Below are 23,368 nucleotides of genomic sequence, written 5' to 3'. Positions count from 1 at the left end.
TGTAAGCACAGAGCAGCCGTTTCTGCTTGTCAAACGTTGACAGAATTAATTGTCTTAAATATAATTGTCATAACAATTATTTTGAGAGGACGAACTGCCATGCCGCATACTTCACCCCAGGAGTTCCTCGGATTTCTGCTGGGCTCAACACACCGGAGGATTTCCAATGCATTTGCCCGGGTTCTGAAGCCCTATGACATCACCCCGGAACAATGGTCTATTCTGCTGATGATCTGTGATCGTGAAGGCATTAATCAGAAGGAAGTTGCCGCCGCCGCTGCCAAAGACCAGCCCACTACAGCCAGAATCGTAGAACTGCTGCAGAAGAAAGGCTTCATACACAAGATGATGAGCCCTACCGACCGGCGTGCCTTTCAGCTCTATGCCACAGAGACTGGCAAGTCATTGATTAAGCGTACCGTATCCCTGGAGCAACAGACTATTGCTGCGGCGGTCAATGGACTCCGCCCCGAGCAGATCGAAGACCTCCGCTCCATGCTGGAGCTGATCTACCACAACACCGGAAATACTCATCAAGAATAGGAGACAACCCCTTTGAATCATTCATCTGAACGACTATGGACACCGTCATTTATAACTCTCACCCTTTGCAATCTGCTGCTGTTCATGGGCCTGCAGATGACTCTCTCCACCCTCCCGGCTTATGCCGAAGGAATGCTGCAAGCTTCTTCTGTACAAGTCAGTCTTGTGACCAGCCTGTTTGCACTGAGCGCTATCGCATCCCGGCTGTTCTCCGGCAAAGCGATGGAAAAAGGCGGCCGCAATCTGCTGATCTTCATGGGCCTGGCCGTTTCCATAATTGCGGTAATCGGCTATTACTGGGCAGGAAGCATTCTTGCACTCCTGCTCCTGCGGATGCTGTTCGGAATAGGCTTCGGCATGGCCAGCACCGCATTTCCGACGATGGCCTCCGACATTATCCCGATCCGCCGGATGGGCGAAGGCATGGGCTACTTCGGCCTGTCCACAAGCCTAGCCATGTCCGCCGGCCCGCTGATCGGACTCAGCCTGCTGCAGGGGCCAGGCTTTGGCTCGCTGCTGATCTGTACTGCTGCAGCACTGGTGCTGATTTTGCCGCTCAGCTACCGCCTGACCACGAAGCTGCCGGCACATCATAAGGAGCCGGCAGCTCCGCCGGTAACAGAAATCAGGGGTGGCGCCTTCCGGAGACTGTTTATTCCCTGCCTGCTTAACTTTCTGCTGTCTGTCTCCTATGGCGGACTGCTGGGTTTTCTGGCGCTCTACGGTGCTGAGGCCCATCTGGAACACATCGCTTACTTCTTTCTGTTCAATGCTGTAGCGATTGTAGTTGTACGGCCGCTCTCCGGGAAAATTTACGACCGTTTCGGCCCTCCTGCCCTGCTCATTCCGGGGAGTCTCTTCATAGTTGCAGGACTGCTGCAGCTCTCCTTCGCTTCCTCAACGGCTGCACTGTTTCCGGCCGCCCTTTGTTACGGAATCGGCTTCGGTTCGATGCAGCCCGCATTGCAGACCTGGATGATCCAGTCCGTGGAGCCCCGCCAGCGCGGGACGGCGAACGGCATGTTCTTCAACTCGCTGGATCTCGGTGTAGCGATTGGAACCATGATCCTCGGTTCCATTGCACTGTATACCAGCTATGGCGTCATGTACCGATATTCGGCACTGGCACCCGTTCTGCTGCTGTTGATATATACAACCCTGCTGCTCGCTAAACGTTACAACCGCCAAAAACCTGCGCCAAAGAATTCCACGAGCCACTCTGTGACCAAATAAACGCTTAAGCTGTTCCTTGTATACCCTCTCGCTTAAAGTGATTCTATCCATCATCTGGCCGATACGGCAAGAACCAAAACGGCTGTGCGGTCCTCCACGGGACAGCGCAGCCGTCTTGGTTCTAGCGTTACCTGGAGAACGACTCCCCATGAATCCTACGGCAACTCTTTAAGTGGAAAAAGGTTACCTAATTTGCCGAAGTACCCTACCCTTGGGCAGATGAAGTGGAAAAAGGGACACTAATTCAGCTCATTTCACCATTGTTCAAGAAATATAGCCCAATGGGTGATTAGGTTTACTTTTTCCACTTCAATCTCAGGATTTTCTTAATTTTCGGAAAAATAAGTTCCCTTTTTCCAACTAGCACCTGCGAAGAAGCCGGTAAAGACGGATCGCCCTATTCCTTTGCGATCGATCCGCAGCCGTTACGGACAGGAGAGCCTTTATGGATAGAAGATTCGGCTATTCCGCAGGACTAACGGACTCAGATGCCTTTATTTCTCCCTCTCCCCTTTATTCCAGGCTCCATCGAACGATCTAACGGCTCCTGAGTCCGTAACTGCTGAAAAAGTAAGGTTTTTGGCAAAATAAGGGCTCCTCGGTCCGCTTCAGTCCGCGGATGGAGCCCTATCCTCCTGCATCGCGTATATTCCTGTGAGTAAATTCTTATATTTTCAAAAAAACCGCCCTGTGATCTCTGATCCCGGGGCGGTTTTTGTTTATCATGATATTCAATAAAGGCTCCCTCAACCCTGCATAACTCCGGCAGCTGCCGACTCGCGGGCTTCGGCGGGCAGAAAATGATTCGGCTGCCCCAGGCTGTAAATATGCAGCAGATGCATAGCCCGGGTGCATGCGGTATAGAACAGCTTGCGTTCACTTTCCCGGCCATATTTAGCCTCGGAGCCGTCATAAATGATGACGGCATCAAACTCCACGCCCTTGGCCAAATATGCGGGCAGCACCAGGGTCCCTTTTTGGAAATTGGGCGTATCCTTCGTAACCAGCCTGACCGGAAGCCTGTTCTGCAGCTCGGCATGGACGCGTGCGCTCTCCTCTGCCGTTTTGCAGATTACCGCCACGTAATGATAGCCCATGGAGTGAAGATTCAGCACATCCTGCTCAATTGAACCAATCAGACCCTCCTCATTGTCCACAACCGTCAGCAGCGGTGATTCTCCCCGCCGGTTGAAGGGAACAATCTTTTCCCCGCCGGGAATCATCGAACGCGTAAATTCAACAATCTCATAGGTGGAGCGGTAGCTGCGGGTCAAGGAGATGACCTCCGTATTCTCCTGGCCGTAGATGCTGACCAGCCCGCCCAGATCACCAAGCACCTCACCCTGGGCATAAATCGCCTGATTGAGATCGCCAAGCACCGTCATTTTGGCCCGGGGAAACAGGCGGCGCATGAATTCAAGCTGGAACGGGGAATAATCCTGCACCTCATCGACGATCACATGACGGATTTGCGTATTGGTCCGGAAGCCCTGGCTCAGCTCCTTCAGATACAGAAACGGTGTAGCATCTTCATAGGCAAGCTCGTTCCGGCTCAATGACGTCACCGTCTGGCGGCAGATAGCGTCCCAGGCTCCCGGCAGCTCCCGGCCGTTGCCCAGGCGCTCCATTAACTCACGGTCAGCAAAAAGCAGACTGTACAGCCCCTTCACATCCACGAACCTTCCCCGTTTGGTCCAGCCGCGCAGCGGCTTCAGACGCTGGCTGACAATATACCGGGCCAGCACCGTTTTCTCCATATCGAAGTCATCAAAGCTGTCATTCCGGCCCCCGCCCTTGCGGCGGAGCATATTGTATGCCCGTTGATAGTCACTGGAATCCAGCAGCTCAATCTGGTCCTCCACCCACTGCGATTCCCGCTCTTCCACACTGAAGGCAGCGATTTTTTTGAGCAGCCAGCCCGTCATCAGATCGATCCGGTTCGCCAGTTTAATACCGGGATCAAAGCTGTAGAATTTTTGCTGCATTTCTTCTTTACTGACGACTGCCCGGCCTAGAAATACAAGCGGTTTAAACAGCATCCCCTCATGCTCCAGCAGATTGACGTAACGCCGGATCACATCCAAAAAAGCCACAGAGGACTTGTAGGCAATTCCCGCTCTCCGCGTGGCTGCCTCAGGCCCTTCCGGGGCATTCAGCAGGCTTTCTGTCTGGCTGAAAACATCCTCCAGCTCAAATTCCTGGCCCAGCCGGTGCTCAAGATACATCTGGAACGTAGTCTGCTGCATATTTTCTTCACCCAGCTCCGGCAGTACCGTGGATACATAGCTGTTAAAAAGCGGATTCGGCGAAAACAGCAGCATTTGGTCCGCCTGCAGCACCTCGCGGTATTTGTAGAGCAGATAAGCCACGCGCTGCAGCGCGGCTGAGGTTTTGCCGCTGCCTGCTGCACCCTGCACGACCAGCATCCGGCTCCGGTCATTGCGGATAATAGCATTCTGCTCCTTCTGTATGGTCGCAACAATACTTTTCATCCGGTCGTCCGCACTGTGGCTGAGCACCTGCTGAAGCAGTTCGTCGCCAATGGTAACACCTGTATCGAACATGACCTCAATCGTGCCGTTATCGATCACGAATTGGCGTTTCAGCTCCATGGTGCCGGAGACAAGCCCGCCTGGTGTTTCATAGGCTGCCGGACCCGGAGCCCCGTCGTAATAAAGACTTGAGATGGGAGCGCGCCAGTCGTATATCAGGAACGAGCCGTTGTCCTCCATCAGCGAGCCGATGCCCAGATAAATCCGCTCTGTCTCTGCATCCGCTGTCTCCTTAAAATCAATCCGTCCAAAATAAGGCGATACGACAAGCTTTCTATATTTTTTGAGCGCTTTGCTCGACTGCAGATGATGGCGTTCCCGTTCATTCAGAATTTGCGCCTGCTGGCGCAGGCTTGTCGAGGTTTCTCCTAGGTCATCCGGGCTGCTGAAGTTCACTGTAACCTCTTCCCAGAAGTCTTTGCGCATATCCACAACATCACTGCGATGAAGACCAAGCTCCTCGGATAGCCGTCTGATATGGGCCGACAGCAGCTTTGTAATTCCGTTTACCCGTTTCTGCTCTTCTTCCCACTCGCTATCATGCTTCTCCATTGCAATTCATCCCCTTCGGAAGGTTGATATTTATCCTTGCCTATGCTATAATTAAATTAATTTATTTTACCATTTTTGTATTATTTTTCCGATATCCATTTATATTAACAAGCACGGCATCCTTTTTCAAGTCTCTCTATCCGTGATACATAATGATCCGGTCCCTTCAGGGGCCGGATCTTTTGCTATGACCAAACATTGATCTTCCTGGTTATATACTATAAAGTATGCGCCAATACATGCTTGACAGTCAACGTTGTGCTGCTCAAAAGCAGGCTATTGATTATTCCTTCTCCTCGGCAGAAAGCCGGTTAATCTGATCCGCAACCTTATCCAGCCGCTCCAGCTGGTATCCGTAATCATAAATTGCAGCCGCCACTACAGAGAGGCGCAGCTGGCCGGATTTCTCAGCATCATAACCGTTGATTGCCGCTTGGAGAAAGCGGTCGTTATCCTCCGCCAGCGGGTCAATATCGTTCGCTCCCGGTTTCAGCTTGTCTTCAAACTTGAGCAGAATAGTCTCATGGTATTTGATCAATTGCTCCAGATGGCGGTCAAACAGCTCATCGGTCTTCCCGGTGCGCTCCGCCTGGAAATAATGCCGGTCCACCGCCTCCAGCACTTCAAACCCTTTCTGCAGCGAAGCCAGCAGGTTCTTATAGACCACCATCTGCCGGGTCTGGCTGTATTTGGCCCGTCGTAGCTGTTTCTGTTCCTCCTCGAACAAAGCGTACTTATCCGCAAGCGACCGGATAGAGGCCTCCAGCGCATTTTTTTCGTCGCGGAAGACACTCTCCTTCATCTCATGCGACACAGCCGTCCGCAGCAGCAGCGACAGGCTGCCGAATACATTTTCAATCTGCTGGATATACTGCTTCCGCGGCTGCGGAGGAAATACGGCTATATTGATAATAAAAGCAGCGACAATACCGGTCAGCGTCAGCAGAAAGCGGGTTAACGCAAACTCCCATTGCCCCGAGGCTTCCATGACCGAAATTACAGTGACCAGGGTCAACCCGATCGTATCGGCCCGTTTCATTTTCATACTGATCATAATCACCAGAATACATACCAGCCCGACGGCAATCGGCTCATTGGACAGCAGCATTCCGCCCAGCAGCGCCAGTACCGCACCTATGGTACTCGTCTGAATCTGATCCAGAAAGTACCGCCAGGATCTGTAGATCGAGGGCTGCATCGCAAATATCGCCGCAATCGCTGCGCCTACAGGAGAAGAGAATTGCAACAGAGCGGATAGATAAAGTGCAAGTGTTACGGCCAAGCCGGTTTTGAGTATGCGGGCGCCAAAAGCCAAATCCATCCCTCCTAATCGATATTACTTCGTACAAATATGTATATCCTGATCTGTTTTGGTTCATTTCTAAGAAGGTACAGACATTATTACCCAGGAAGCTGGCTGCCGAATTTTAGTGTGGCTTAAGCCGGCTTTCAGGATGCTTTCAGCTTTCGGGGAATACTGAATACAGCAGTCCCCCCACAAATCCATGTACGAGGTGAATCATGAGCAACAATGTCAAAAGAATTACAGCCTTCGCTGCAGCGCTTCTGCTCTGCCTGGCTCCGGCTGCCGCCTTTGCGGAAAATGCTGTCAGCAGTACACCTGCAACCGCTCCCGATTCAGCAGTACGGGCTGATCAGAACCCCCGTCATCCCCATCCCCCAGGCACCGACAAAGACTTCCGGGCCGGAGGCGGGCATTTCATTATCAGTGAAACGTCCAAACTGCTGGAGATGGACCGTCATGAGCTGATCCGCAGCCTGAAGTCAGGTACAACCTTGTATGCGCTGGCCAAAGAGAAGAAAGGCTGGACTGAAGAGCAATACCTCCAAAAGCTGAGCGAAGCGGCAGTCATGAAGCTTGAGACTTCCATCAAAGATGGCCGTCTGACCCAGGGTGAGGCAGACAAGCTGAAAGCCGGACTGCCGGCACTTCTGAAGCTGGGCATCAGCCGGATAAATCAATTCCAGCAATCCATAAAACGCTGAAGCACCTGGCAGAACAGGTATATTCATATGGCGGACAAGCGGATTCCCATGCGGGCGGGAATCCGCTTTTTCATGGCAGGCGCTTCTTGCTCTTCCGGGAATTCCGGTAGGCCTCAAAGCAGGCAATACATAACATCATCCAGGCTCCGCTCGCCGCATATCCACCAATGACATCACTTGGGTAGTGTACCCCCAGATAGACACGGCTCCAGCCGATCCCCCCTGTCATAAGCACTGTGAACAGAATGAACAGAATCCGCTCGCTTCTCCTGCGCATATACCGCCACAGCAGGTACGCAATGATGCCATACAGCGAGAACGCCGCCATGGAATGCCCGCTCGGAAAGCTGTATCCGGCCTGTTCAATCAAGCGGTGGATATTCGGGCGTTCCCGGTGAAACCACAGCTTCATCCAGGTGTTCAGCAGCTGTGAGCCTGCCCCGACTGCAAGAAACAGAATCAGCTCGATACGGTGCTTCAGCACAAAGTACAGCAGCACCATTGCCAGTAATGAAATGCCGATGGCAAGACTGGATGAGCCCACCAGGGACAATCCCTTGGCCAGGGAAGTCAATGCCGGGGATTCCGCGGACTGCACGGCATGAATCATGAAGTTGTCAAACCCGGAGATCCGGTCCATCTTCACAAACACAGCGATTACGACAAAAACCAGAAAAAAACCGATAAACCCCCGGAAACCTCTTGACCAGTATTGGTATTGCAGCATAACTACCCCCTTGTCCAATTTAAGCCGGATGACCCTATTTTCAGAGAAGGTCTTACCCGTGGTATAATGTTCTGGAAGACAATTCATAAAAAGATGGAGTGCTGCCAAAGTGGAAACTCTGAAATTACAGGAGCGTTTGTTGAACCAATGCATCTCAACCAAGGTTCCCGTGACGATCTTTACAACCAATGGAGTTAAAATGCAGGGACTTGTAACCTCTTATGATGCCTATACGATCACTTTGCAAGGGCAAGGTGACGGCAGACAAAATGTGCTGTTCAAATCAGCCGTCTCTACAGTTGTACCGCTGAAGCCTGTCTCGCTCAAATAAGCCTTCAATCCAGCTTTCCCGTTAATCTGGAATTACAGCCCCTTTTCAAAAGGAACACCGGAGCTTTATGCTCCGGTGTTCCTTTTGCTTGAAATATAAGGAATCTTCATCTCCAACAAAAAAACATCATCCTTGTATTTAGCACAGAGCAGGATTCACCGGAGACTAGTCGGCCGCCGGAAAATATGCAGGTTTGACACACACCGGTTTGGATAACGCGGCGGTATTTCCGGTGAAGCTGAGCCGCCCGCTTGCGCGGTCAACGCTGAACACCACCAGATTATTGCCGTCGCGGTTAGCGGCTATCAGATATGCGCCGTCCGGAGTGAGGGCAAAATGGCGCGGATGCCCGCCATGTGTGGAGACATGCTCCACCAGTGTAAGTCTGGCGGTTGCAGGGTCAACGGCATAAACCACAATGCTGTCATGTCCGCGGTTCGAACCGTACAAAAAGAGTCCGTCTGCAGACAAGGCGATTTCCGCACAGCTGTTGTTTGCCGCAGGGTAGCCTTCGGGCAGTGTAGAAATCGTTGCAACCGTCTGAAGTGTACCTGCTGCACTGTCATACAGGAATGAGGTAACCGTGCAGTCCAGCTCATTGATTACATAAGCGGATTTTCCGTCCGGATGAAAGACGAAATGACGCGGTCCCGCCCCTTCATGCAGCATGGTGTCTCCCAAGGCTTCAAGTGTCTTCGCATCGCGGTTAATTTTATAGGTCCGGATCAGATCCAGCCCCAAATCGGAGACGAACAGAAATTTCTCGTCCGGACTGAAGATGGCGGAATGCGGGTGGGGCTTTTCCTGCCCGGGCAGGTTTCTTTGACCCGTATGTACAGCGGTATCCTCCAGACGCACAGGCAGTCCTTTCTGATCCAGGGATACCAGACCCACGAGGCCCCCATGATAGCTGCATACGATAATAAATTCATTGCGGGTATCTCTTGAGATGTGGCAGGTTGTCGTTTGGCCGCTGCCTGCGGCAGGCATAGTGGAAATGCGGTTCAATTCCGTGAGCTTGCCATTTTGCGGATTTATTGAAAAGGATACAACCTCGCCTTCCTTGCCGCCTTGTCCGTTAGCTTTTTCTCCTATGACATACAGCCGTCCTTCAGCAGCATCTACGTTCACAAAAGTCGGGTTAGTAATGCCCTGCACCTGATCCAGAGGGGTAAGTTCGCCCCCTGCTTCCCCATTGAATTCAAATACCTGAACCCCGCTCTCTTCAGCGCTTGCGTAGGAACCGGTAAACAGCAGCAGTCTTGTATTCTTCATCTCGGTAATCCTCCTCCAATGGTCTTCAGTCTCGTTGCCTTAAGCGGCCCGAATGGGACCGGCCATTTATATAATTTACATTTTTTCAGCGTCTATGACAAATCGCGTAGTAAAATTTCACAAAATATTTTAAAAATGAGGCTTTCCAAGGGCAGAGCGTTATGTTATAATGAAAGCGCTAACATTAGGTTTTTTACTTTATTTTAAGGGGGAACATGAATGAGCAGCCTGCTGGAAGCCAGAAATGTGTATGAGGACTTCGAGGTGGAAACGGACATTCTGTTCTTTAAGGTCGGAGACCATGATTTGGTCATTTTTCACGGCAGAAACTATAATATAAAAAAGAGAATGACTGCCGAACAGCTTAACCGTTTAGTATCTAACCCAAGTTATTATCATGTGTACGGGGGCTGTTACGTCAATCTGAACAAGATCAGCTCCATCGAAGACGACAGCATCTATTTCGGGGAGATGGGCCTGTTTGCCAAGACTGTCCGTGTGCCAAGACGGAAGCAGGAAGGCATACGTCATCTGCTGAGAAGCCTCAGCTCATAGGCAAATTTATTTTCCGCTTGAAGCAGAGAAATATGGAGCCTTCCCAAAGCCGGAGCCGCATGTTCTATTCATGCGGCTCCGGCTTTTTCTTGTTTCTTAAGAGAAACTTAAAAAGTAAATCGGCTTTTTTATACTTTCTTAAGGTTTGGAATCCTGATTTCTGGTAAAGTTGTAGAAAGACAGGCAACACCTATATTGAAGGGAGTCATTAATTCTAATGGACAAAAAAGATTTCAATGAGAATGAACATCAGGGCAACAATGGAGCAGCGGAAGAGAACAGCCCTTCCGATATTCATGAAGAAGCACTGGAGGGAACAGCATCCAGTCCTGAGCCGGAACCGGAAACCGCTCAGAAAGCTGCAGAAGTATTCGAGCAGAACGATGCACCTGACAGCGCTGCCAATGTTCCGGTAATGAATAAGGTAGGCGACGGCACCCCTCCTTCCTCCCCGGCTTCCACAGGCGGACGGGGCTGGATGATCGCATCGATTGTGCTGGCTGCAGCACTTATCGTCGTTTTCATCGTACAGCCTTTCAAGAAGGATGACAGCAAAGTAGCCGTCGCAACTGTGAACGGGACCGACATTTCCAAAGCAGAGCTTTATGATAAACTGGTTGAAGCCGGCGGTGAAGCCACTCTCCAAAACCTGATTACCAAAACTCTGGTAGACCAGGAAGCCAAAAAAGCCAACATTACGGTGACCGATGCCGACATCCAGGCAGAGCTTGAAGATCTGAAGACCCAATTCGGCGGTGAAGAAGCGCTGAACAATGCGTTGCAGCAAAGTTCGATGACGCTGGATGACCTGAAGAAGCAAATGCCGCTGCAGGTTGAAATCCGTAAATTGGTTGAGCCAAAAGTAAAAGTAACGGATGAAGAAATTTCCAAATACTACGAAGAGAATAAGGCTTCCTTCAATCAGGAAGAAGAAGTCCGCGCTTCCCACATTCTGGTCAAAACCAAAGAAGAAGCTGAAGCGATTGTAAAACAATTGGCAGGTGGAGCAGATTTTGCCGCACTGGCGAAAGAGAAATCCTCAGATACCGGCTCCAAGGATAAAGGCGGAGACCTTAATTTCTTCAAGAAAGGCGATATGGTTGCTGAATTCTCCGATGCTGCCTTCAAACTCAAGGTTGGCGAAACCAGCGGCGCTGTCAAAACGAACTATGGCTACCACGTGATCAAAGTAACCGACCGTAAAGAAGCCCACAACTATACGCTGGCTGAGAAAAAGAAGAAATCACCAAAAAACTGAAAGCGCAAAAGGTATCCGAAATGTCTTCCACTTGGCTGCAGGAGCTGACCGCCGGTGCGAAGATTACCAACACGCTTACGGATAAACCGGAAGCATCTCCTTCCGCTGATGCCAGCGCAGCACCAGATGCCAGCGCAGCACCTGCCAGTGAAGCTCCGGCGGCTACAGAAGCTCCAGCTACGAAATAAGACGTTTCCACTGCTGCAGCTTGAACCGGAGCCACAACTTATACAAAGAGGACAAGCGGTCATCCCGCCTGTCCTCTTTTTGTTTATTCACTATAGCAACCCATAGTGCTAATGGTTTTTTTTGCGGATCTGCTTATCATGATTCTCGCCCCACTCTTTAGCCTGTGCCGTGGCAATCGAGATTGCCCTGTCCTCTTCATATCCTTCGTCCAAGAGGGCATTGGCGATCTCAATCGCCTTATTCCGCACCGGGGCCATAAAGTTCTTCAGAGAATCCGGATAATCATCTTCGTTCCATGGCATCGCAAAAACCTCCTTAATCGGGCTATAGATATCATTAGCCGGATCAAGGAGGTTTTAAACATTGACTTATTTAATGACTTTTACACGTTCTTCAATCGGCTGAAATTCTTTTTCACCTGGAGCGGTGACCGTTTTACCGAAAGGCATTTGGGCGATCAGCTTCCAGTCGGCCGGAATATCAAAGGTTGCTTTCACTTCATCATCGATAAGCGGGTTGTAATGCTGCAGTGAAGCACCCAGACCTGCTTCAGCAAAAGCAGTCCATACTACAAACTGCAGAATACCGGAGGATTGGTTCGACCAAATCGGGAAGTTTTCAGCGTACAAGGCAAAGTTTTCCTGCAGATGCTTCACCACTGCCTGGTCTTCGAAGAACAATACTGTGCCGTATCCGGCTTTGAACGAAGCCAGTTTCTGTGCAGTGCCTTCAAATTGCTCAGTAGGTACAATTTTGCGGAGGGTATCTGCCGTGATATCCCATACCTTATCGTGCTTATCTCCCAAGAGTACTACTGCTCTGGAGCTTTGGGAGTTGAATGAAGTTGGGCTATGTAGGACCGCAGCTTCAACAATCTCTTGAATCTCTGCATCGGAAACCGGGGATTCTTTGCTGATGGCATAGATAGAACGTCTGCCTTTTACCGCTTCAAGAAAGTTTTTAGACATCGTATAAATACCTCCATTTATTTAGTAACTTACTTTTTTAAATCTTAACACTTTTATTCCGAGAATGCAACATCCATTCACAACTTTTTCCTCTTGCTTGTCTCCATACCCACTCTATTGTCGCTGTCCCAGAGCATATTTATTCACATTCCACTAATTTGTATAAGCAAATCAGGCGATTAAGAAACAGTTACTCACTTTTCGATATACAATTCTGCACCAAATAGGCTACAATAGTTCAGCAACAGTGCAGAAGGAAGGTTGAGATGTATGAGAAAGCTTAATTTTAAAGGCTCTTTTTTGTTGCAAAAAACAAATATACATACCTTTACAGTGCTTCTGGCCGCAGGTTTCATCCTCGCGAGCTGCCGGGACACAAATTCGGCATTGCCGGACAGGCCAGTGTCAACCGTAGTGCAGGCAGAAGCAGACACGGCACCGGTGTCCTTCTGGGTGGCAACAGATACCCATTACCTCGACAAGGACCTTCAGGATGGCGGGGCAGCTTTTCAGGCCTATGTGAACGGCGGGGACGGCAAAATCCTTCCCTACAGCGAGGAACTAATGGAAGCGCTCGTCTACGACGTTGAGCAAAAAAAGCCAAAATTCCTGATTCTCAGCGGAGATCTGACCAACAACGGGGAAACCAGCAGCCATAAAAAGCTCGCAGAAAAGCTAAAACGCGTGGAGGAAGCGGGGACCGATGTCTATGTAATTCCAGGCAATCACGACTTGAATAATCCCTGGGCAAGATCGTTCAAGGCAGACAAGCTGATCGTTGCTGAGCATATTGCCCCGGAGGATTTTACCGAAATGTATGCCGACTTCGGTTATTCTGAAGCCCTTTCGCGGGATAAGGACAGCCTCAGCTACCTTGTTAACGCAGCCCCGGGGCTCTATCTTCTGATGATCGACAGCAGTCAATACGCGAACAATGAAAGCTACGGCTTCCCCCAGACAGACGGGCGCATTCTCCCTTCTACCCTCTCCTGGATGGATGATTGCGCAAAGCTCGCTGCCGGGAAACATGCGTCCATCATTACGGTAATGCACCATAATCTGCTCAGCCATACCTCCATGTCTGTTGCCGGTTTCAAGCTCAACAACAGTCAGGAAACGATGAAGACGCTGCGCAGGAATAATCTCAATCTGGTATTGTCCGGACACATTCATATGCAGGATATCGCCCGCGATCCGAAAAGCGGAAATGAGGGTACAGCAGGCGCAGGGGAATCTCCGGTCTATGATATTGCCACCAGTGCCTTCGCCGTTAATCCGCATCAATATGGTGCGATGGCCTTCGATCCCGCTACGCGGGCAATTACCTACCATTCTACTTCAGTAGATGTGGAAGGCTGGGCCAAGGCAAATGGCATTACCGATCCCAACCTGCTAAACTTTACAGCCTATGCGGAGAAGGTATTCGCTGACCAATCGTATAAGAAGGCAATGGCCCGTCTTAAAGAATCCACATTCAGCGAACGTGAAAAACAGTCCATGGCTGAAGTTATGGCTAAGTTGAACGTCAATTATTTTGCCGGGACCACTTCGGATGCTCTGGATGAAATTAAGGCCATGCCGGGTTATAAGCTGTGGATGGGTATGGATGGCGGCTTCATGTCCGGCTATATCCAGAGCATGGCCGCAGATAAAGCGCTCAGCAATGTCTCCTTGAAAATGAACCTGACCAGGCCTTAATCTTCATAAGAAAACCGGAACCTCTTGTTGAAGAGGTTCCGGTTTTTTGTAACTCTGGATTTACGGACGGTCAATATAGATGTAGCCATCCTCATCTGTTTCGACCTTGGCATGAAGCGCCTCTGCCAGCAGACGAAGCGGCACATAAGCATCTCCGTATTCATCGATGAACACCGGCTGCGGAAGCTTCACTGTAGCTCCGTTTATCTGAACCTTGTCAGACCCGATTTTGAACACCAGCTGGTCACCGTAGACATCATCGGTAACCTTGATGGCGCGGTTAGCACCATCCCATTCCACTGCCGCATCGAGATCTTCAGCCAGATACCGCAGCGGCACATAGGTTGTGCCTCCTTCGACAATCGGATAATAGTAATCATCATCCGGGGCAATCACCAGGGATTTGGAGGTAATCCCCATATCATTCTTGAGCAGGTTGTACAGATCAGAACCTTGCTCAAAGCTTCTTAGCGTTTCACCCGGAGTCAGGTCGGTTGAAGACATATCCAGCGCGCCTTCAGTAGAAATCCGGTCAGCGGTCACCGGACCGTTCACATTCCAGGTCTGAGTTCCCAGCTTGAGTGAAATACTCTGAAGCGGCAGGTCCTCGCTCGCTGGCAATGCGACATTCAGATCGATATTCTGCTTGCGGACATGGAACCCGTTATCCACAAACAGATCTACATTCAGCTTGGTATCTTTGCTGAGTACAGTTTTTAGTTCAGGCGTAGAGGAGTAGAGATTATCCAGCTGCTTGTCATAGACAAGCAGAAGTGCATCTACAGCCAATTTGGCCGCATCATGCGCTACTGTCACTACACCTTCCTTATCTTCCAGGGGAATATCGCCCAGTCCCAGATCGCTGAGCTCACTTGCGCCGATACCATTGGCTTCCAGAAGCGGATACAGATAATCATAAAGACCGCTGATGAATGCCGTGAACCCTTCGGTATCCTTGGAAATGGATTTCAGGAAGCTTTTTACCAATGCCGGCAATTCTTCTCCCGTAATCTCCGTATGCAGCTTAGTCAAACTCAGTTGTTCGCCATATACAGATTCATTAACAGAAGCTATGCTGATTGCGCCGGGATTCGGCAGATTTTTGACTACAAACTGAGTAAGCAGCTTGGAAAGCTCTGTAGTTTTGTTCTGGTCAAACCCTTTAAGGCCAAGGGATTCCTCATACCCTTCAAGCGGATAGTAGAAAGGCTGTTTCGCACCTTTTGCTGTAAAAACAACGGCAGTAGTATCCATAAAGAATGTAAAAGGAATGGATAATTGCTTATAGCCAACAACTCCTGACGCGGAAATGTTGCCATTGTCCTGAAGCTTCACATGGCTGATGTTCAGGGAGAAGGAATTAATCAGATCCACCATTTTCTGATCTTCTGCACTAATTCCTGCAGCAGGTACAGCATTCACCGACAAGGTGGTGCTGGATTCAGAAGATTTTACATCCAGATCCCCCAGAAGCGCCTTGTTGACATCGAATCCTGCAACCGACTGGCAGCCTGCCAGAATCAGCAGCAATGCGAGAATCGGAAGCAACCACTTGGTCCTTGCTTTCATTTTCTTCATAGCATGTCTCCTCTTGTTATATTTTGCAATCTATATCCATCAACTCTAAAGAGGAAGGATCGGGGTCAAGCCCCTGCAGCCAACTGCAGGATTATATTGTAAACAGACTCCGCCAATCAATAGTTACCCACTCCCGGAAAAACAGAATCTTCACCAAAGCCAGCGCGGCCAGATGCAGTGGATAGAAGGACCACCAGATCCAGCGCGGCAGCCGCTTCTGCTCCAGCAGACGCCAGAATCCCGGAGCTCCTGCAATCAAAAGGGTAGGAAGTATACTGAGCATCTGCACCGTCCACCCATAATAGAACAGGTAGATGCTATTCAGCAGGAAATGCGCCAGAATCATCCAGTAGGAACGGACGTAACGGAAAATCAGCACCAGCAGCAGACCGTAAGCATTGTAATCCAGCGGCAGCCGGTCCATCAGGACAAAAGCAAAAATCACTACAGGAATACCGTACCACGGATTGGGCAACTTATCCAGAACAAACAGGACCAGCGCCGACAGCAGCAAGGTAAAGACGACATTCCAGCCTCCCGGATCAAGTGCCAGATTATAGGGAATTTGCGTTAACAGTGCAATCCAGAGCAGCCGCCGCAGATAACGCGGCCTCGATGATGTATGTATATGCCCTTGCACGAGCATGTAGCAGTAGATTGGAAAAGCAATTCTACCCACAATCCTCCAGCCCATCTCGCCAGGGAAAAAAATATAGCCGATATGATCAATCAGCATGGTCAGCATCGCAATAATCTGCATCTTTGGCCTCCAGTGGGGTGATTTGGGGGATTTCCGGCTGGCAGTTCACACTTATGCCGTTCAATTCTAGCGAGGTTATGGGATTCGGGACCATGTCTTTAGCTCCTGAAATCATTTATATTTTTTAATGTTAACAGTATAACAGAGATGCACTGCATACGCATCGAACTCATTTTATTCTGAAAATTCAGTCTTGACAGCTATACATAATCGTAGTAGTATTTCGAAATACTTCTACATTATCGGAAGATTATCGAATGCGAAGGAGGCTCCATATGATTGAAGCCCTACGGAAACTCGGTTTGTCCGATCTCGAAGCCCGCTGCTATCTGGCGCTGCACGGTCAGTCGCCCTCTTCAGGCTACGAGGTCTCTAAGCAGGTATCCGTTTCACGCTCCAACGTGTATGCCGCACTGCGCGGCCTGGTGGAAAAAGGGGTCTGCCGCGCTGAAGAAGGTGAGCCGGTTACATTCGCGGCGATCCCGATTGGACAAGTTGTAAAACTGCTTCAATCTGAGTTCGAACGCACTGCCCGCTTACTGGAGAGTGAGCTGACCACCCTGCCGGATCCGCCGCCCTTCTTCAGTAACTGGAAGGGGGATCAGCAAGTGGATCTGGCGGTCCGCCGCCTCGCCGCCAATGCCAGGGATCAGATTCTGGTCGATCTTTGGGCAGAGGACCTGCACCGGGTTGAGGAATCGCTGCTCGCCGCCGAGCACCGGGGAACCGCCGTTCATCTGATGGTCATCGGTGAAGCGCCGACGGAGCTTAAGCGGGTTATCATACATAGTGTGCCGCCCGGTGGTCCGAATAAATCACGGAACTTCTCCATGCTGCTGGACAAGGAGGCGGCGATCCTCGGCAGCTTCAGCCGTCATGCACCGGCATCCGCGCTGGAGAGCAACCACCCGGCGGTGCTGAACGTGCTGGAGACCTCGTACTTCCACGATGTGGTGATGATGCGGATCGAGAATGATTTTACCAGGGAGCTGGAGGAACGATACGGCAAGGATTACGCCCAGATCCGGCGCGAGCATCCTGAGATGCACTCGAAGAACTAGACTACCTGATATCAAGAAAGGATGACTTGCCTTGAATCCAAACGGCTCGTCCGTGCTGCATAACCGCTCGTTCCTGCGCCTGTGGATCGCGCGGATCTTCTCGACCAGCGCTTTTCAAATGCTGTCTGTCGCCATCGGCTGGCAGATGTACGCGCTGACTGACAGCGCCTTCCAGCTTGGCCTCGTCGGCCTGGCACAATTCCTGCCCATGCTGCTGCTGACGCTGCCGGCCGGGCAGACCGCGGACCGCTACGACCGCCGCACTATCGTCTATCTCTGTCAGCTTATGGAAGGCGTTGTGGTCCTGCTGCTTGTCCTCGGCAGTATGCAAGGCTGGCTGGGCTCGCTTCATCTGCTGATCGCTGCCGCCATTCTGGGTGCATGCCGCACCTTCGAAGGCCCTGCCTCGGCAGCACTTGTGCCGGACATCGTGGACCGCGAACAGCTGCCGAAGGCGGCAGCCTGGTCAGCCTCGGCGATGCAGACTGCAATGATCGTTGGCCCGTCACTCGGAGGTGTACTCGTGGTCTGGGGTACCGCCGCTGCCTATATTGCATCGCTGGCCGCACTCCTGGTCTCGACTGTTCTGATCTTCTTCGTCAAGACTGTTCACTTCGTGAAAAAGCTGGACGCCGTCAACATGGATACCTTCCTCAGTGGGCTGCGGTTTGTATTTGCCCGAAAAATCATTCTCGGCACCATTTCGCTCGACCTGTTCGCCGTGCTGCTTGGCGGCGCAACTGCCCTGCTGCCGATCTTCGCCGAGGATATTCTGAAGACCGGGTCACTCGGTCTTGGTCTGCTGCGCTCTGCACCAGCGGTCGGGGCGATCGTCGTCTCCCTGATCTTAACCCGGTATTCGGTGGAGAGAGCGATTGGTAAGACACTATTCGCCTCTCTCGTTGTATTCGCCTTGGCGACAATCCTGTTCGGTGTGTCCCACAACTTCTGGCTCTCGCTCTTCGCGCTGTTCCTCATCGGCGCTTCCGACGTCGTAAGTGTCGTAATCCGTTCGACGCTCGTTCAGGTCAATACGCCGCAGGAGATGCAAGGCCGTGTCAACGCCGTCAACTCGCTGTTTATCGGTACCTCGAACCAGCTGGGCGAATTTGAGTCCGGCACGATGGCCGGTCTGGTCGGTGCCGTGCCTGCGACAGTTATTGGCGGGCTCGGTACCCTTGCCATCTCTTTTATCTGGATGTACTGGCTCTTCCCCGTCCTCCGGACCCAGAAAACGTATACGGCAGAGAAGGGGTAAAGACAGTGTCCGTATTAAACCAAAACAAGCAGATCAAGGACAGGTGCCTTAATCTGCTTGTTTTGGTTGTTTGTGCTTCAATACAGTTTCGCCGCTGCATCAGGAGTAAAGGCTTGAATCTCCTCCAGCCTGCCTTCGCGGATTTTCTTCGCCCATGCCGGATCACCCAGGAGCGCGCGTCCGACCGCTACCAGATCAAACTCCTGGTTATCCAGCCGCTTCAGCAGTTCCTCCATTCCTTGGTGGTCCGCTTCCTCTCCTTCAGCGGGATCATTGTTCATGCCTATGGAACCAACAGCAATCGTTGTCTTCCCGGTGAGCTTCTTCACCCATCCGGCAAAGCCCAGCTCCGAGCCTGCGAATTCCGGGTCCCAGAACCGGCGGGTCGAGATATGGAAGATATCCACCCCTGCCTGCACCAGTACATTCAGGAACTGTTCCAGCTGCTCCGGTGTATCCACCAGCTTCGCTGTGTAATCCCCCATTTTCCACTGGGATAACCGGATGGAAATCGGATAATCCGGGCCGACTGCAGCGCGGACAGCCTGGACAACTTCGGCTGCAAACCGGGTACGCTTCAGGAAATCGCCGCCATAGCGGTCCGTCCGCTGATTGGTTTTTTCCCAGAAGAATTGGTCAATCAATAAGCCGTGGCCGCCGGAAAGCTCTATCCCGTCGAAGCCAGCCTGCTGTGCATTCACTGCGGCATCGGCATAGGCCCGAATGACCCTGGCTATTTCTTCTTCCGTCATCGGCTCGCTTATCTTGTTCCCCTGCATATCGAGTCCCGATGGTCCAATCGATGGAGCGTCCGGGTAAGGCTGGGAACCCATGGGACGAATCATTCCCATATGCGACAATTGCGGTACAATCATCCCGCCGGCCTCATGAACCTGTCGGATCACTTCACGCCAGCCGTTCATAGCAGCTTCTCCAAAGAGATTAGCAAGTCCCGGATCACTGGTTGCAGCCGGATGATCAATCATCCCTACGGTGATGATAAGCCCCACCCCATTCTCGGCACGGCGGCGGTAATAAGCTGCCATATCCTCACCCGGCACTCCCTCCGGTGAAAAAGCACGCGCCATTGGCGACATTACAATCCGGTTAGGTATAGTTAATTGATGAATCGTATACGGTTCAAATAAGGTCTCCAGGGAATTGATTTCCTCCTGTTGTTTGGTCATGTATAACGCCTCCTATAGGTTCAATGATGATTCTCAAAGCAGGTTTGAAAGCAATAGTAACAAGCTCCAGCCTGCCCTTCAACCAACAATTTGCCCAAGTTGTTGCTTAAGCAAGATGCGAAAAAAACTGTCGCATTGAGAGATGATAATTGTTGTCTATGGAGCACATGTTTATAATAAGAGGATTATAATCTTTACTGAAAGAGGTGCTGCAAAGGATGGCTGGCGTACTCCCCCCAACCCGAACGACCCGCGTGTCATCCGGACGCGTCAATTAATTCTGGACGCCTTCGTCCGGCAATTGAATGTTATGGACTTCAACTCCATAACCGTCGGAGACATTACCAAGGCAGCCACCATTAACCGGGCGACCTTTTATGCTCATTTCCAGGATAAATATGCGCTGTTTGAAGCCTTTTTACTAGACGCCTTCACGAACATGGTCCTTAATAAAATCGATACGGAAGGACCGTTGACAGAGAAGACGCTTCAGGAGCTTATCACAGCATTATGTAATTATCATGAAACCAGCCACCGCTGTTTCAAAAGATATGATTCTGTGGCTCTCCTGCTCGAAGAGAATATCAAAGTGCATCTCGAAAAACTTATACTTCAGTTGATCTCCAGCTCAGACGCGACTACAGATTCCAACTCGCTTGCAACTGCAGCCACCCTGCTTAGCTGGTCTTTATATGGAGTAACCTACCGCTGGAATCTGGAAGGAAGATCAGAGTCTGCCTCCGAACTGGCGGAGCGGGTAATGCCGCTGATCACGGGGGGCTTCCGCATGTTCAAGCCTCAAGTCTCTTATTCCGAATAAGTTCACTGGTGCTACTCGTATGATAGATCAGCAAAAAGATGCCCTCCGCCGCTGGAGGATTCCGGCGGCGGAGGGCATTTTTCCTCAGAATAATTATTCTAACTCAATCGTCTTGTTAAGATCCGACTTCTCCGTATCCTGATGGGTGATCCGTTTGAACATGTAAGTCGCCATCTCAGCCAGGTTACCGCTCTTCCAATATTCTGCGGCTTCGGCATGAACCTGAATCAGGATCACGTCCGGGTCATCATAGGTGGTCTTCAGGAACGTGTTATACCCTGCACTCCAAAATTCTTTCTTCTTCTCCAGATCCTCCACAATCTTAGCGGTTCCGCGGATGGAGACATAGGATTTGTCAGCGTACACAACGTTAACCCTCGGATCATGGATAATTTCCCCGAACTTGCTGGTGTCCTTCTTCGTCATAAACCACAGGTCTCCGTCAAACTCAATCTCCTGAGTCTTCATGGGACGGGATACCAGACCTTCTTCCGAGATCGTTGTGAACATCGCAGTATCAATACCTTTGATAAGGTCCCGAACCGTCTCAACAGCTTCCTGATGACTTTTGTCCAAAGTTGACATGTTTATCGCCTCGTTTCTTCCGGGTTATGGGAATAGGATATCCAAACGCGTATCTATTATTAACCCGAATCGGCGAAAACCTATGATTCCATATCTATTCAGCGCAGCCTACGCCTTGCTCTCCGGAATCCATACCTTCATCTCGCCGCTGCCGCGGTTTCCCCACAGATAATAGGGAATGGCCGTGATCGTGGCGGCTTCCACAGGTGCCTTCACTCTGCTGTACAAGCCGCTGCTCCAGCCTGCCTGCTGTATCCGGCTGCCTTGGCTTTTTACTACTACTGCACTGCCTAGCAGTGAAGCTTCAAAATGCTCTGTGAACGGAGCGGATTCATGTAATGCAATTGAGCTTAGCGGTGTGCTGTTATCGGCGGCTTCCAGACAATAGACGAGCGGGCCGCGCTGAATAGCGGTCTTTCCGGCATCTGTCCGCAGCTGCGGATGGGCATAGACCCGGTGCGCTTCCATCGGCAGCTTCAGCTCAATTGTGTCCCCGGCGTTCCAGACCCGGCGGATCACGCAGTATCCCTGCTCCACACTTTCATCCAGACTCAGCTTCTCGCCGCCCACTCTGATCTCCGCACTGCTGCTCCAGGAAGGAATACGCAAAGCGATGCCGAACTCCGCAGCTTCCGCCGGATCAACCTTGAATGTGACGGTTCCTTCCCATGGGTAGTTGCTCTGCTGGCGGACAGCTACTGCCGTCCCCCCAGTGTCGTGTTCAATTCACTGCCAATGTACAGATTGGTGTACAGGGTGTCCCCGTGAACTGTGTAGATATACTGATTCATCGAGGTCAGCAGCCGGGCCACATTCGGCGGACAGCAAGCGCAGCCGAACCAGCCCTGGCGCTCGGATTTCACATGATGCTTATCCGGATTGCAGGTGCAGGCCTGCGGCCAGACCTCAAGCGGATTCACATAGAAATAGTGTCTGCCGTCCTGTGCCATAGACCCAAGAACGTTATTGTAGAGCGCCCGTTCCATGACATCCGCATAACGCGCATCCGGTTCCAGCTCCAGCATCCGCCGGGCAAAAAAGATCAGTCCGATCGAAGCGCAGGTCTCGGCATATCCCGTATCATTGGGCAGGTCATAATCGAAGGTAAACGCTTCACCATTATGTGTGGACCCGATGCCGCCGGTAATATACATCTGCTTCCCCGTCATATTGTCCCATAATCTTACACAGGCATCGCGCAATGCACGATCTCCGGTAAGCGCTGCCAGATCCGCCATCGCCGAATACATATATACCGCGCGGACTGAATGTCCTACAGCCTCCGTCTGCTCCCTCACCGGAATATGTGCCTGAAAGTATTTCAAGTCAATGCTGCTCGCCGGACTGCTGCTCCAATGCGAAACCCGGTCCCTGGACTCCCATTCCTGCCGCAGAAAATTAGGCTCCTGGCCTCTCTGATCGATAAAAAAGCTGCTGAGCTTCAGATATTGCTCCTCACCCGTCAGCCGGTACAGCTTCACCAGTGCAAGCTCGATTTCCTGATGCCCGTCATAGCCCTTCAGCTTGCCTTCCTCCGGTCCAAATACGGAACTGATATGATCGACCATACGGCGCATCGTATTGAGCAGCTTGTCCTTGCCTGTGGCTTCATAATAGGCAACCGCAGCTTCGATGAAATGTCCCGCACAGTACAGTTCATGGCAATCCTGAAGATTGGTCCAGCGTTTGCCGGGCTCCTTAACTGTAAAATAAGTGTTCAGATAACCATCCGGCTGCTGCGCTGCGGCGACCAGATCAATGACCGCGTCAGCCCGGGCCTCCAGCTCGGGGTCGCGCTTCAGCTTAAGCGAGTAGCCGACGGCCTCCAGCCATTTGGCGACATCACTGTCCTGAAACACAAAGCCGTGAAACTCCCCAGTTCTTCTGCCGGCGGCAATCTCGAAATTGGCAATTGCATGACTCGGCTCCGCTTCCGGCACCCGGTCATGGAGCGCTTCATACTGATAAGGAATGACCACCTCCTGGACCAGCTGGATATAACGTCCCCAGAAGTCATCTCGGATAACTGCGGACAGATTGCCGGCTGTTTGCTGATTTCCGCTGATTTTATTCATTTTCCACTTCTCCTCTACATTCATTTCATCCTCGCTATTTGCCATTATAGACGGTAAAATAAATAAAAAACAGGATCAGAAACAACCCTGTTTTTGTACAATTTCACACTCATCAAATGATGCAGGCCATTGCGATGAAGCACCATAAAAAGGAGC

At 51.1% G+C, this 23,368-nt stretch carries 21 protein-coding genes and 1 pseudogene; 11 read left to right on the top strand and 11 right to left on the bottom strand.

Going from position 1 to position 23,368, the window contains the following annotated elements; translation table 11 throughout:
* Window positions 1–99 precede the first annotated feature (99 nt).
* A complete protein-coding gene (locus JI735_RS22835; protein WP_039839266.1) occupies window positions 100–543 on the top strand; it encodes a MarR family winged helix-turn-helix transcriptional regulator in 444 nt (147 codons plus the stop codon).
* Between the two features lie 12 nt (window positions 544–555).
* Window positions 556–1,776, top strand: coding sequence for an MFS transporter (locus JI735_RS22830; RefSeq protein WP_039839267.1), 1,221 nt, complete (start codon window positions 556–558; stop codon window positions 1,774–1,776).
* A 746-nt stretch (window positions 1,777–2,522) separates the two neighbouring features.
* Here the strand turns inward: JI735_RS22830 and helD are convergent.
* Together helD and JI735_RS22820 are read right to left on the bottom strand one after the other, a co-directional pair.
* Window positions 2,523–4,880: an RNA polymerase recycling motor HelD gene (gene helD / locus JI735_RS22825; protein ID WP_039839275.1), complete on the bottom strand. Its 2,358-nt coding sequence runs from the start codon at window positions 4,878–4,880 to the stop codon at window positions 2,523–2,525.
* A 283-nt stretch (window positions 4,881–5,163) separates the two neighbouring features.
* On the bottom strand, window positions 5,164–6,195 hold the full coding sequence (locus tag JI735_RS22820) for an FUSC family protein (RefSeq protein WP_039839277.1): 1,032 nt from the start codon (window positions 6,193–6,195) through the stop codon (window positions 5,164–5,166).
* Window positions 6,196–6,401: 206 nt separating this feature from the next.
* Here JI735_RS22820 and JI735_RS22815 point away from each other — a divergent pair, with 206 nt between their 5' ends.
* Entirely contained in the window at window positions 6,402–6,887 is a 486-nt protein-coding gene (locus JI735_RS22815; RefSeq protein ID WP_039839278.1) for a hypothetical protein, read from the top strand.
* A 70-nt stretch (window positions 6,888–6,957) separates the two neighbouring features.
* On the opposite strand, the gene JI735_RS22810 is transcribed toward JI735_RS22815, so the two are convergent.
* Window positions 6,958–7,614: a phosphatase PAP2 family protein gene (locus tag JI735_RS22810; RefSeq protein ID WP_039839279.1), complete on the bottom strand. Its 657-nt coding sequence runs from the start codon at window positions 7,612–7,614 to the stop codon at window positions 6,958–6,960.
* 109 nt (window positions 7,615–7,723) lie between these two features.
* Between JI735_RS22810 and hfq the strand changes: the two genes are divergently transcribed.
* On the top strand, window positions 7,724–7,945 hold the full coding sequence (gene hfq / locus JI735_RS22805) for an RNA chaperone Hfq (protein ID WP_020426909.1): 222 nt from the start codon (window positions 7,724–7,726) through the stop codon (window positions 7,943–7,945).
* Window positions 7,946–8,110: 165 nt separating this feature from the next.
* Here the strand turns inward: hfq and JI735_RS22800 are convergent, their stop codons facing one another.
* Window positions 8,111–9,220 (bottom strand): lactonase family protein, encoded by a 1,110-nt coding sequence (locus JI735_RS22800; RefSeq protein WP_039839280.1) that lies wholly within the window; start codon window positions 9,218–9,220, stop codon window positions 8,111–8,113.
* Between the two features lie 219 nt (window positions 9,221–9,439).
* Here JI735_RS22800 and JI735_RS22795 point away from each other — a divergent pair, with 219 nt between their 5' ends.
* The 3 genes from JI735_RS22795 (at window position 9,440) to JI735_RS36180 (ending at window position 11,221) form a co-directional block, all read left to right on the top strand.
* A complete protein-coding gene (locus tag JI735_RS22795) occupies window positions 9,440–9,775 on the top strand; it encodes a hypothetical protein (RefSeq protein ID WP_039839282.1) in 336 nt (111 codons plus the stop codon).
* 217 nt (window positions 9,776–9,992) lie between these two features.
* The gene (locus JI735_RS22790; RefSeq protein ID WP_233476014.1) at window positions 9,993–11,033 is read left to right on the top strand and encodes a peptidylprolyl isomerase; all 1,041 of its coding nucleotides are present in this window, start codon (window positions 9,993–9,995) and stop codon (window positions 11,031–11,033) included.
* Between the two features lie 20 nt (window positions 11,034–11,053).
* The gene (locus JI735_RS36180; RefSeq protein WP_233476013.1) at window positions 11,054–11,221 is read left to right on the top strand and encodes a hypothetical protein; all 168 of its coding nucleotides are present in this window, start codon (window positions 11,054–11,056) and stop codon (window positions 11,219–11,221) included.
* Window positions 11,222–11,329: 108 nt separating this feature from the next.
* Here JI735_RS36180 and JI735_RS22785 read toward each other — a convergent pair whose 3' ends face one another.
* Both JI735_RS22785 and JI735_RS22780 read right to left on the bottom strand, forming a co-directional pair.
* Window positions 11,330–11,524 carry a DUF2188 domain-containing protein gene (locus JI735_RS22785; protein WP_039839286.1) on the bottom strand — a complete coding sequence of 65 codons (195 nt, stop codon included), beginning with the start codon at window positions 11,522–11,524 and terminating at the stop codon, window positions 11,330–11,332.
* 66 nt (window positions 11,525–11,590) lie between these two features.
* Window positions 11,591–12,190, bottom strand: a complete 600-nt coding sequence (locus tag JI735_RS22780; RefSeq protein ID WP_020426914.1) for a nitroreductase family protein — start codon at window positions 12,188–12,190, stop codon at window positions 11,591–11,593.
* Window positions 12,191–12,460: 270 nt separating this feature from the next.
* On the opposite strand from JI735_RS22780, the gene JI735_RS22775 reads away from it, so the two are divergent.
* On the top strand, window positions 12,461–13,888 hold the full coding sequence (locus tag JI735_RS22775; RefSeq protein ID WP_051052297.1) for a metallophosphoesterase: 1,428 nt from the start codon (window positions 12,461–12,463) through the stop codon (window positions 13,886–13,888).
* Between the two features lie 60 nt (window positions 13,889–13,948).
* Here the strand turns inward: JI735_RS22775 and JI735_RS22770 are convergent, their stop codons facing one another.
* Window positions 13,949–15,466 carry a copper amine oxidase N-terminal domain-containing protein gene (locus tag JI735_RS22770; RefSeq protein WP_051052299.1) on the bottom strand — a complete coding sequence of 506 codons (1,518 nt, stop codon included), beginning with the start codon at window positions 15,464–15,466 and terminating at the stop codon, window positions 13,949–13,951.
* A 91-nt stretch (window positions 15,467–15,557) separates the two neighbouring features.
* On the bottom strand, window positions 15,558–16,226 hold the full coding sequence (locus JI735_RS22765; protein ID WP_202676473.1) for a TraX family protein: 669 nt from the start codon (window positions 16,224–16,226) through the stop codon (window positions 15,558–15,560).
* A 275-nt stretch (window positions 16,227–16,501) separates the two neighbouring features.
* Here JI735_RS22765 and JI735_RS22760 point away from each other — a divergent pair, with 275 nt between their 5' ends.
* Together JI735_RS22760 and JI735_RS22755 are read left to right on the top strand one after the other, a co-directional pair.
* Window positions 16,502–17,287, top strand: coding sequence for a TrmB family transcriptional regulator (locus JI735_RS22760; protein ID WP_039839295.1), 786 nt, complete (start codon window positions 16,502–16,504; stop codon window positions 17,285–17,287).
* A gap of 31 nt (window positions 17,288–17,318) precedes the next feature.
* A complete protein-coding gene (locus JI735_RS22755) occupies window positions 17,319–18,545 on the top strand; it encodes an MFS transporter (protein WP_039839297.1) in 1,227 nt (408 codons plus the stop codon).
* Window positions 18,546–18,622: 77 nt separating this feature from the next.
* Here JI735_RS22755 and JI735_RS22750 read toward each other — a convergent pair whose 3' ends face one another.
* Window positions 18,623–19,732: an NADH:flavin oxidoreductase gene (locus JI735_RS22750; protein WP_039839299.1), complete on the bottom strand. Its 1,110-nt coding sequence runs from the start codon at window positions 19,730–19,732 to the stop codon at window positions 18,623–18,625.
* A gap of 142 nt (window positions 19,733–19,874) precedes the next feature.
* Between JI735_RS22750 and JI735_RS22745 the strand changes: the two genes are divergently transcribed.
* Complete coding sequence (locus tag JI735_RS22745; RefSeq protein WP_267918966.1) at window positions 19,875–20,552, top strand: TetR/AcrR family transcriptional regulator; 678 nt, start codon at window positions 19,875–19,877, stop codon at window positions 20,550–20,552.
* A gap of 93 nt (window positions 20,553–20,645) precedes the next feature.
* On the opposite strand, the gene JI735_RS22740 is transcribed toward JI735_RS22745, so the two are convergent.
* Both JI735_RS22740 and JI735_RS22735 read right to left on the bottom strand, forming a co-directional pair.
* Window positions 20,646–21,137 carry a pyridoxamine 5'-phosphate oxidase family protein gene (locus JI735_RS22740; RefSeq protein WP_039839303.1) on the bottom strand — a complete coding sequence of 164 codons (492 nt, stop codon included), beginning with the start codon at window positions 21,135–21,137 and terminating at the stop codon, window positions 20,646–20,648.
* 108 nt (window positions 21,138–21,245) lie between these two features.
* A pseudogene (locus tag JI735_RS22735) lies at window positions 21,246–23,212 on the bottom strand (glycoside hydrolase family 127 protein).
* Between the last annotated feature and the right edge of the window lie 156 nt (window positions 23,213–23,368).

Origin of the sequence: Paenibacillus sonchi (genome assembly GCF_016772475.1) — a bacterium.
In the GTDB taxonomy this organism is placed as follows: domain Bacteria; phylum Bacillota; class Bacilli; order Paenibacillales; family Paenibacillaceae; genus Paenibacillus_AQ; species Paenibacillus_AQ sonchi.
The sequence above is the reverse complement of the archived record's forward strand: the minus strand, read 5'-3'. Positions and strand labels throughout refer to the sequence as shown.

What these genes read in the sequence shown, in the direction of transcription:
- JI735_RS22835 (WP_039839266.1), top strand. Translation starts at nt 100, where the DNA reads ATGCCGCATACTTCACCCCAGGAGTTCCTCGGATTTCTGCTGGGCTCA.
- helD (WP_039839275.1), bottom strand. Translation starts at nt 4,880, where the DNA reads ATGGAGAAGCATGATAGCGAGTGGGAAGAAGAGCAGAAACGGGTAAAC.
- JI735_RS22815 (WP_039839278.1), top strand. Translation starts at nt 6,402, where the DNA reads ATGAGCAACAATGTCAAAAGAATTACAGCCTTCGCTGCAGCGCTTCTG.
- JI735_RS22810 (WP_039839279.1), bottom strand. Translation starts at nt 7,614, where the DNA reads ATGCTGCAATACCAATACTGGTCAAGAGGTTTCCGGGGGTTTATCGGT.
- JI735_RS22800 (WP_039839280.1), bottom strand. Translation starts at nt 9,220, where the DNA reads ATGAAGAATACAAGACTGCTGCTGTTTACCGGTTCCTACGCAAGCGCT.
- JI735_RS22795 (WP_039839282.1), top strand. Translation starts at nt 9,440, where the DNA reads ATGAGCAGCCTGCTGGAAGCCAGAAATGTGTATGAGGACTTCGAGGTG.
- JI735_RS22790 (WP_233476014.1), top strand. Translation starts at nt 9,993, where the DNA reads ATGGACAAAAAAGATTTCAATGAGAATGAACATCAGGGCAACAATGGA.
- JI735_RS36180 (WP_233476013.1), top strand. Translation starts at nt 11,054, where the DNA reads ATGTCTTCCACTTGGCTGCAGGAGCTGACCGCCGGTGCGAAGATTACC.
- JI735_RS22785 (WP_039839286.1), bottom strand. Translation starts at nt 11,524, where the DNA reads ATGCCATGGAACGAAGATGATTATCCGGATTCTCTGAAGAACTTTATG.
- JI735_RS22780 (WP_020426914.1), bottom strand. Translation starts at nt 12,190, where the DNA reads ATGTCTAAAAACTTTCTTGAAGCGGTAAAAGGCAGACGTTCTATCTAT.
- JI735_RS22775 (WP_051052297.1), top strand. Translation starts at nt 12,461, where the DNA reads ATGAGAAAGCTTAATTTTAAAGGCTCTTTTTTGTTGCAAAAAACAAAT.
- JI735_RS22770 (WP_051052299.1), bottom strand. Translation starts at nt 15,466, where the DNA reads ATGAAGAAAATGAAAGCAAGGACCAAGTGGTTGCTTCCGATTCTCGCA.
- JI735_RS22765 (WP_202676473.1), bottom strand. Translation starts at nt 16,226, where the DNA reads ATGCAGATTATTGCGATGCTGACCATGCTGATTGATCATATCGGCTAT.
- JI735_RS22760 (WP_039839295.1), top strand. Translation starts at nt 16,502, where the DNA reads ATGATTGAAGCCCTACGGAAACTCGGTTTGTCCGATCTCGAAGCCCGC.
- JI735_RS22750 (WP_039839299.1), bottom strand. Translation starts at nt 19,732, where the DNA reads ATGACCAAACAACAGGAGGAAATCAATTCCCTGGAGACCTTATTTGAA.
- JI735_RS22745 (WP_267918966.1), top strand. Translation starts at nt 19,875, where the DNA reads ATGATAATTGTTGTCTATGGAGCACATGTTTATAATAAGAGGATTATA.
- JI735_RS22740 (WP_039839303.1), bottom strand. Translation starts at nt 21,137, where the DNA reads ATGTCAACTTTGGACAAAAGTCATCAGGAAGCTGTTGAGACGGTTCGG.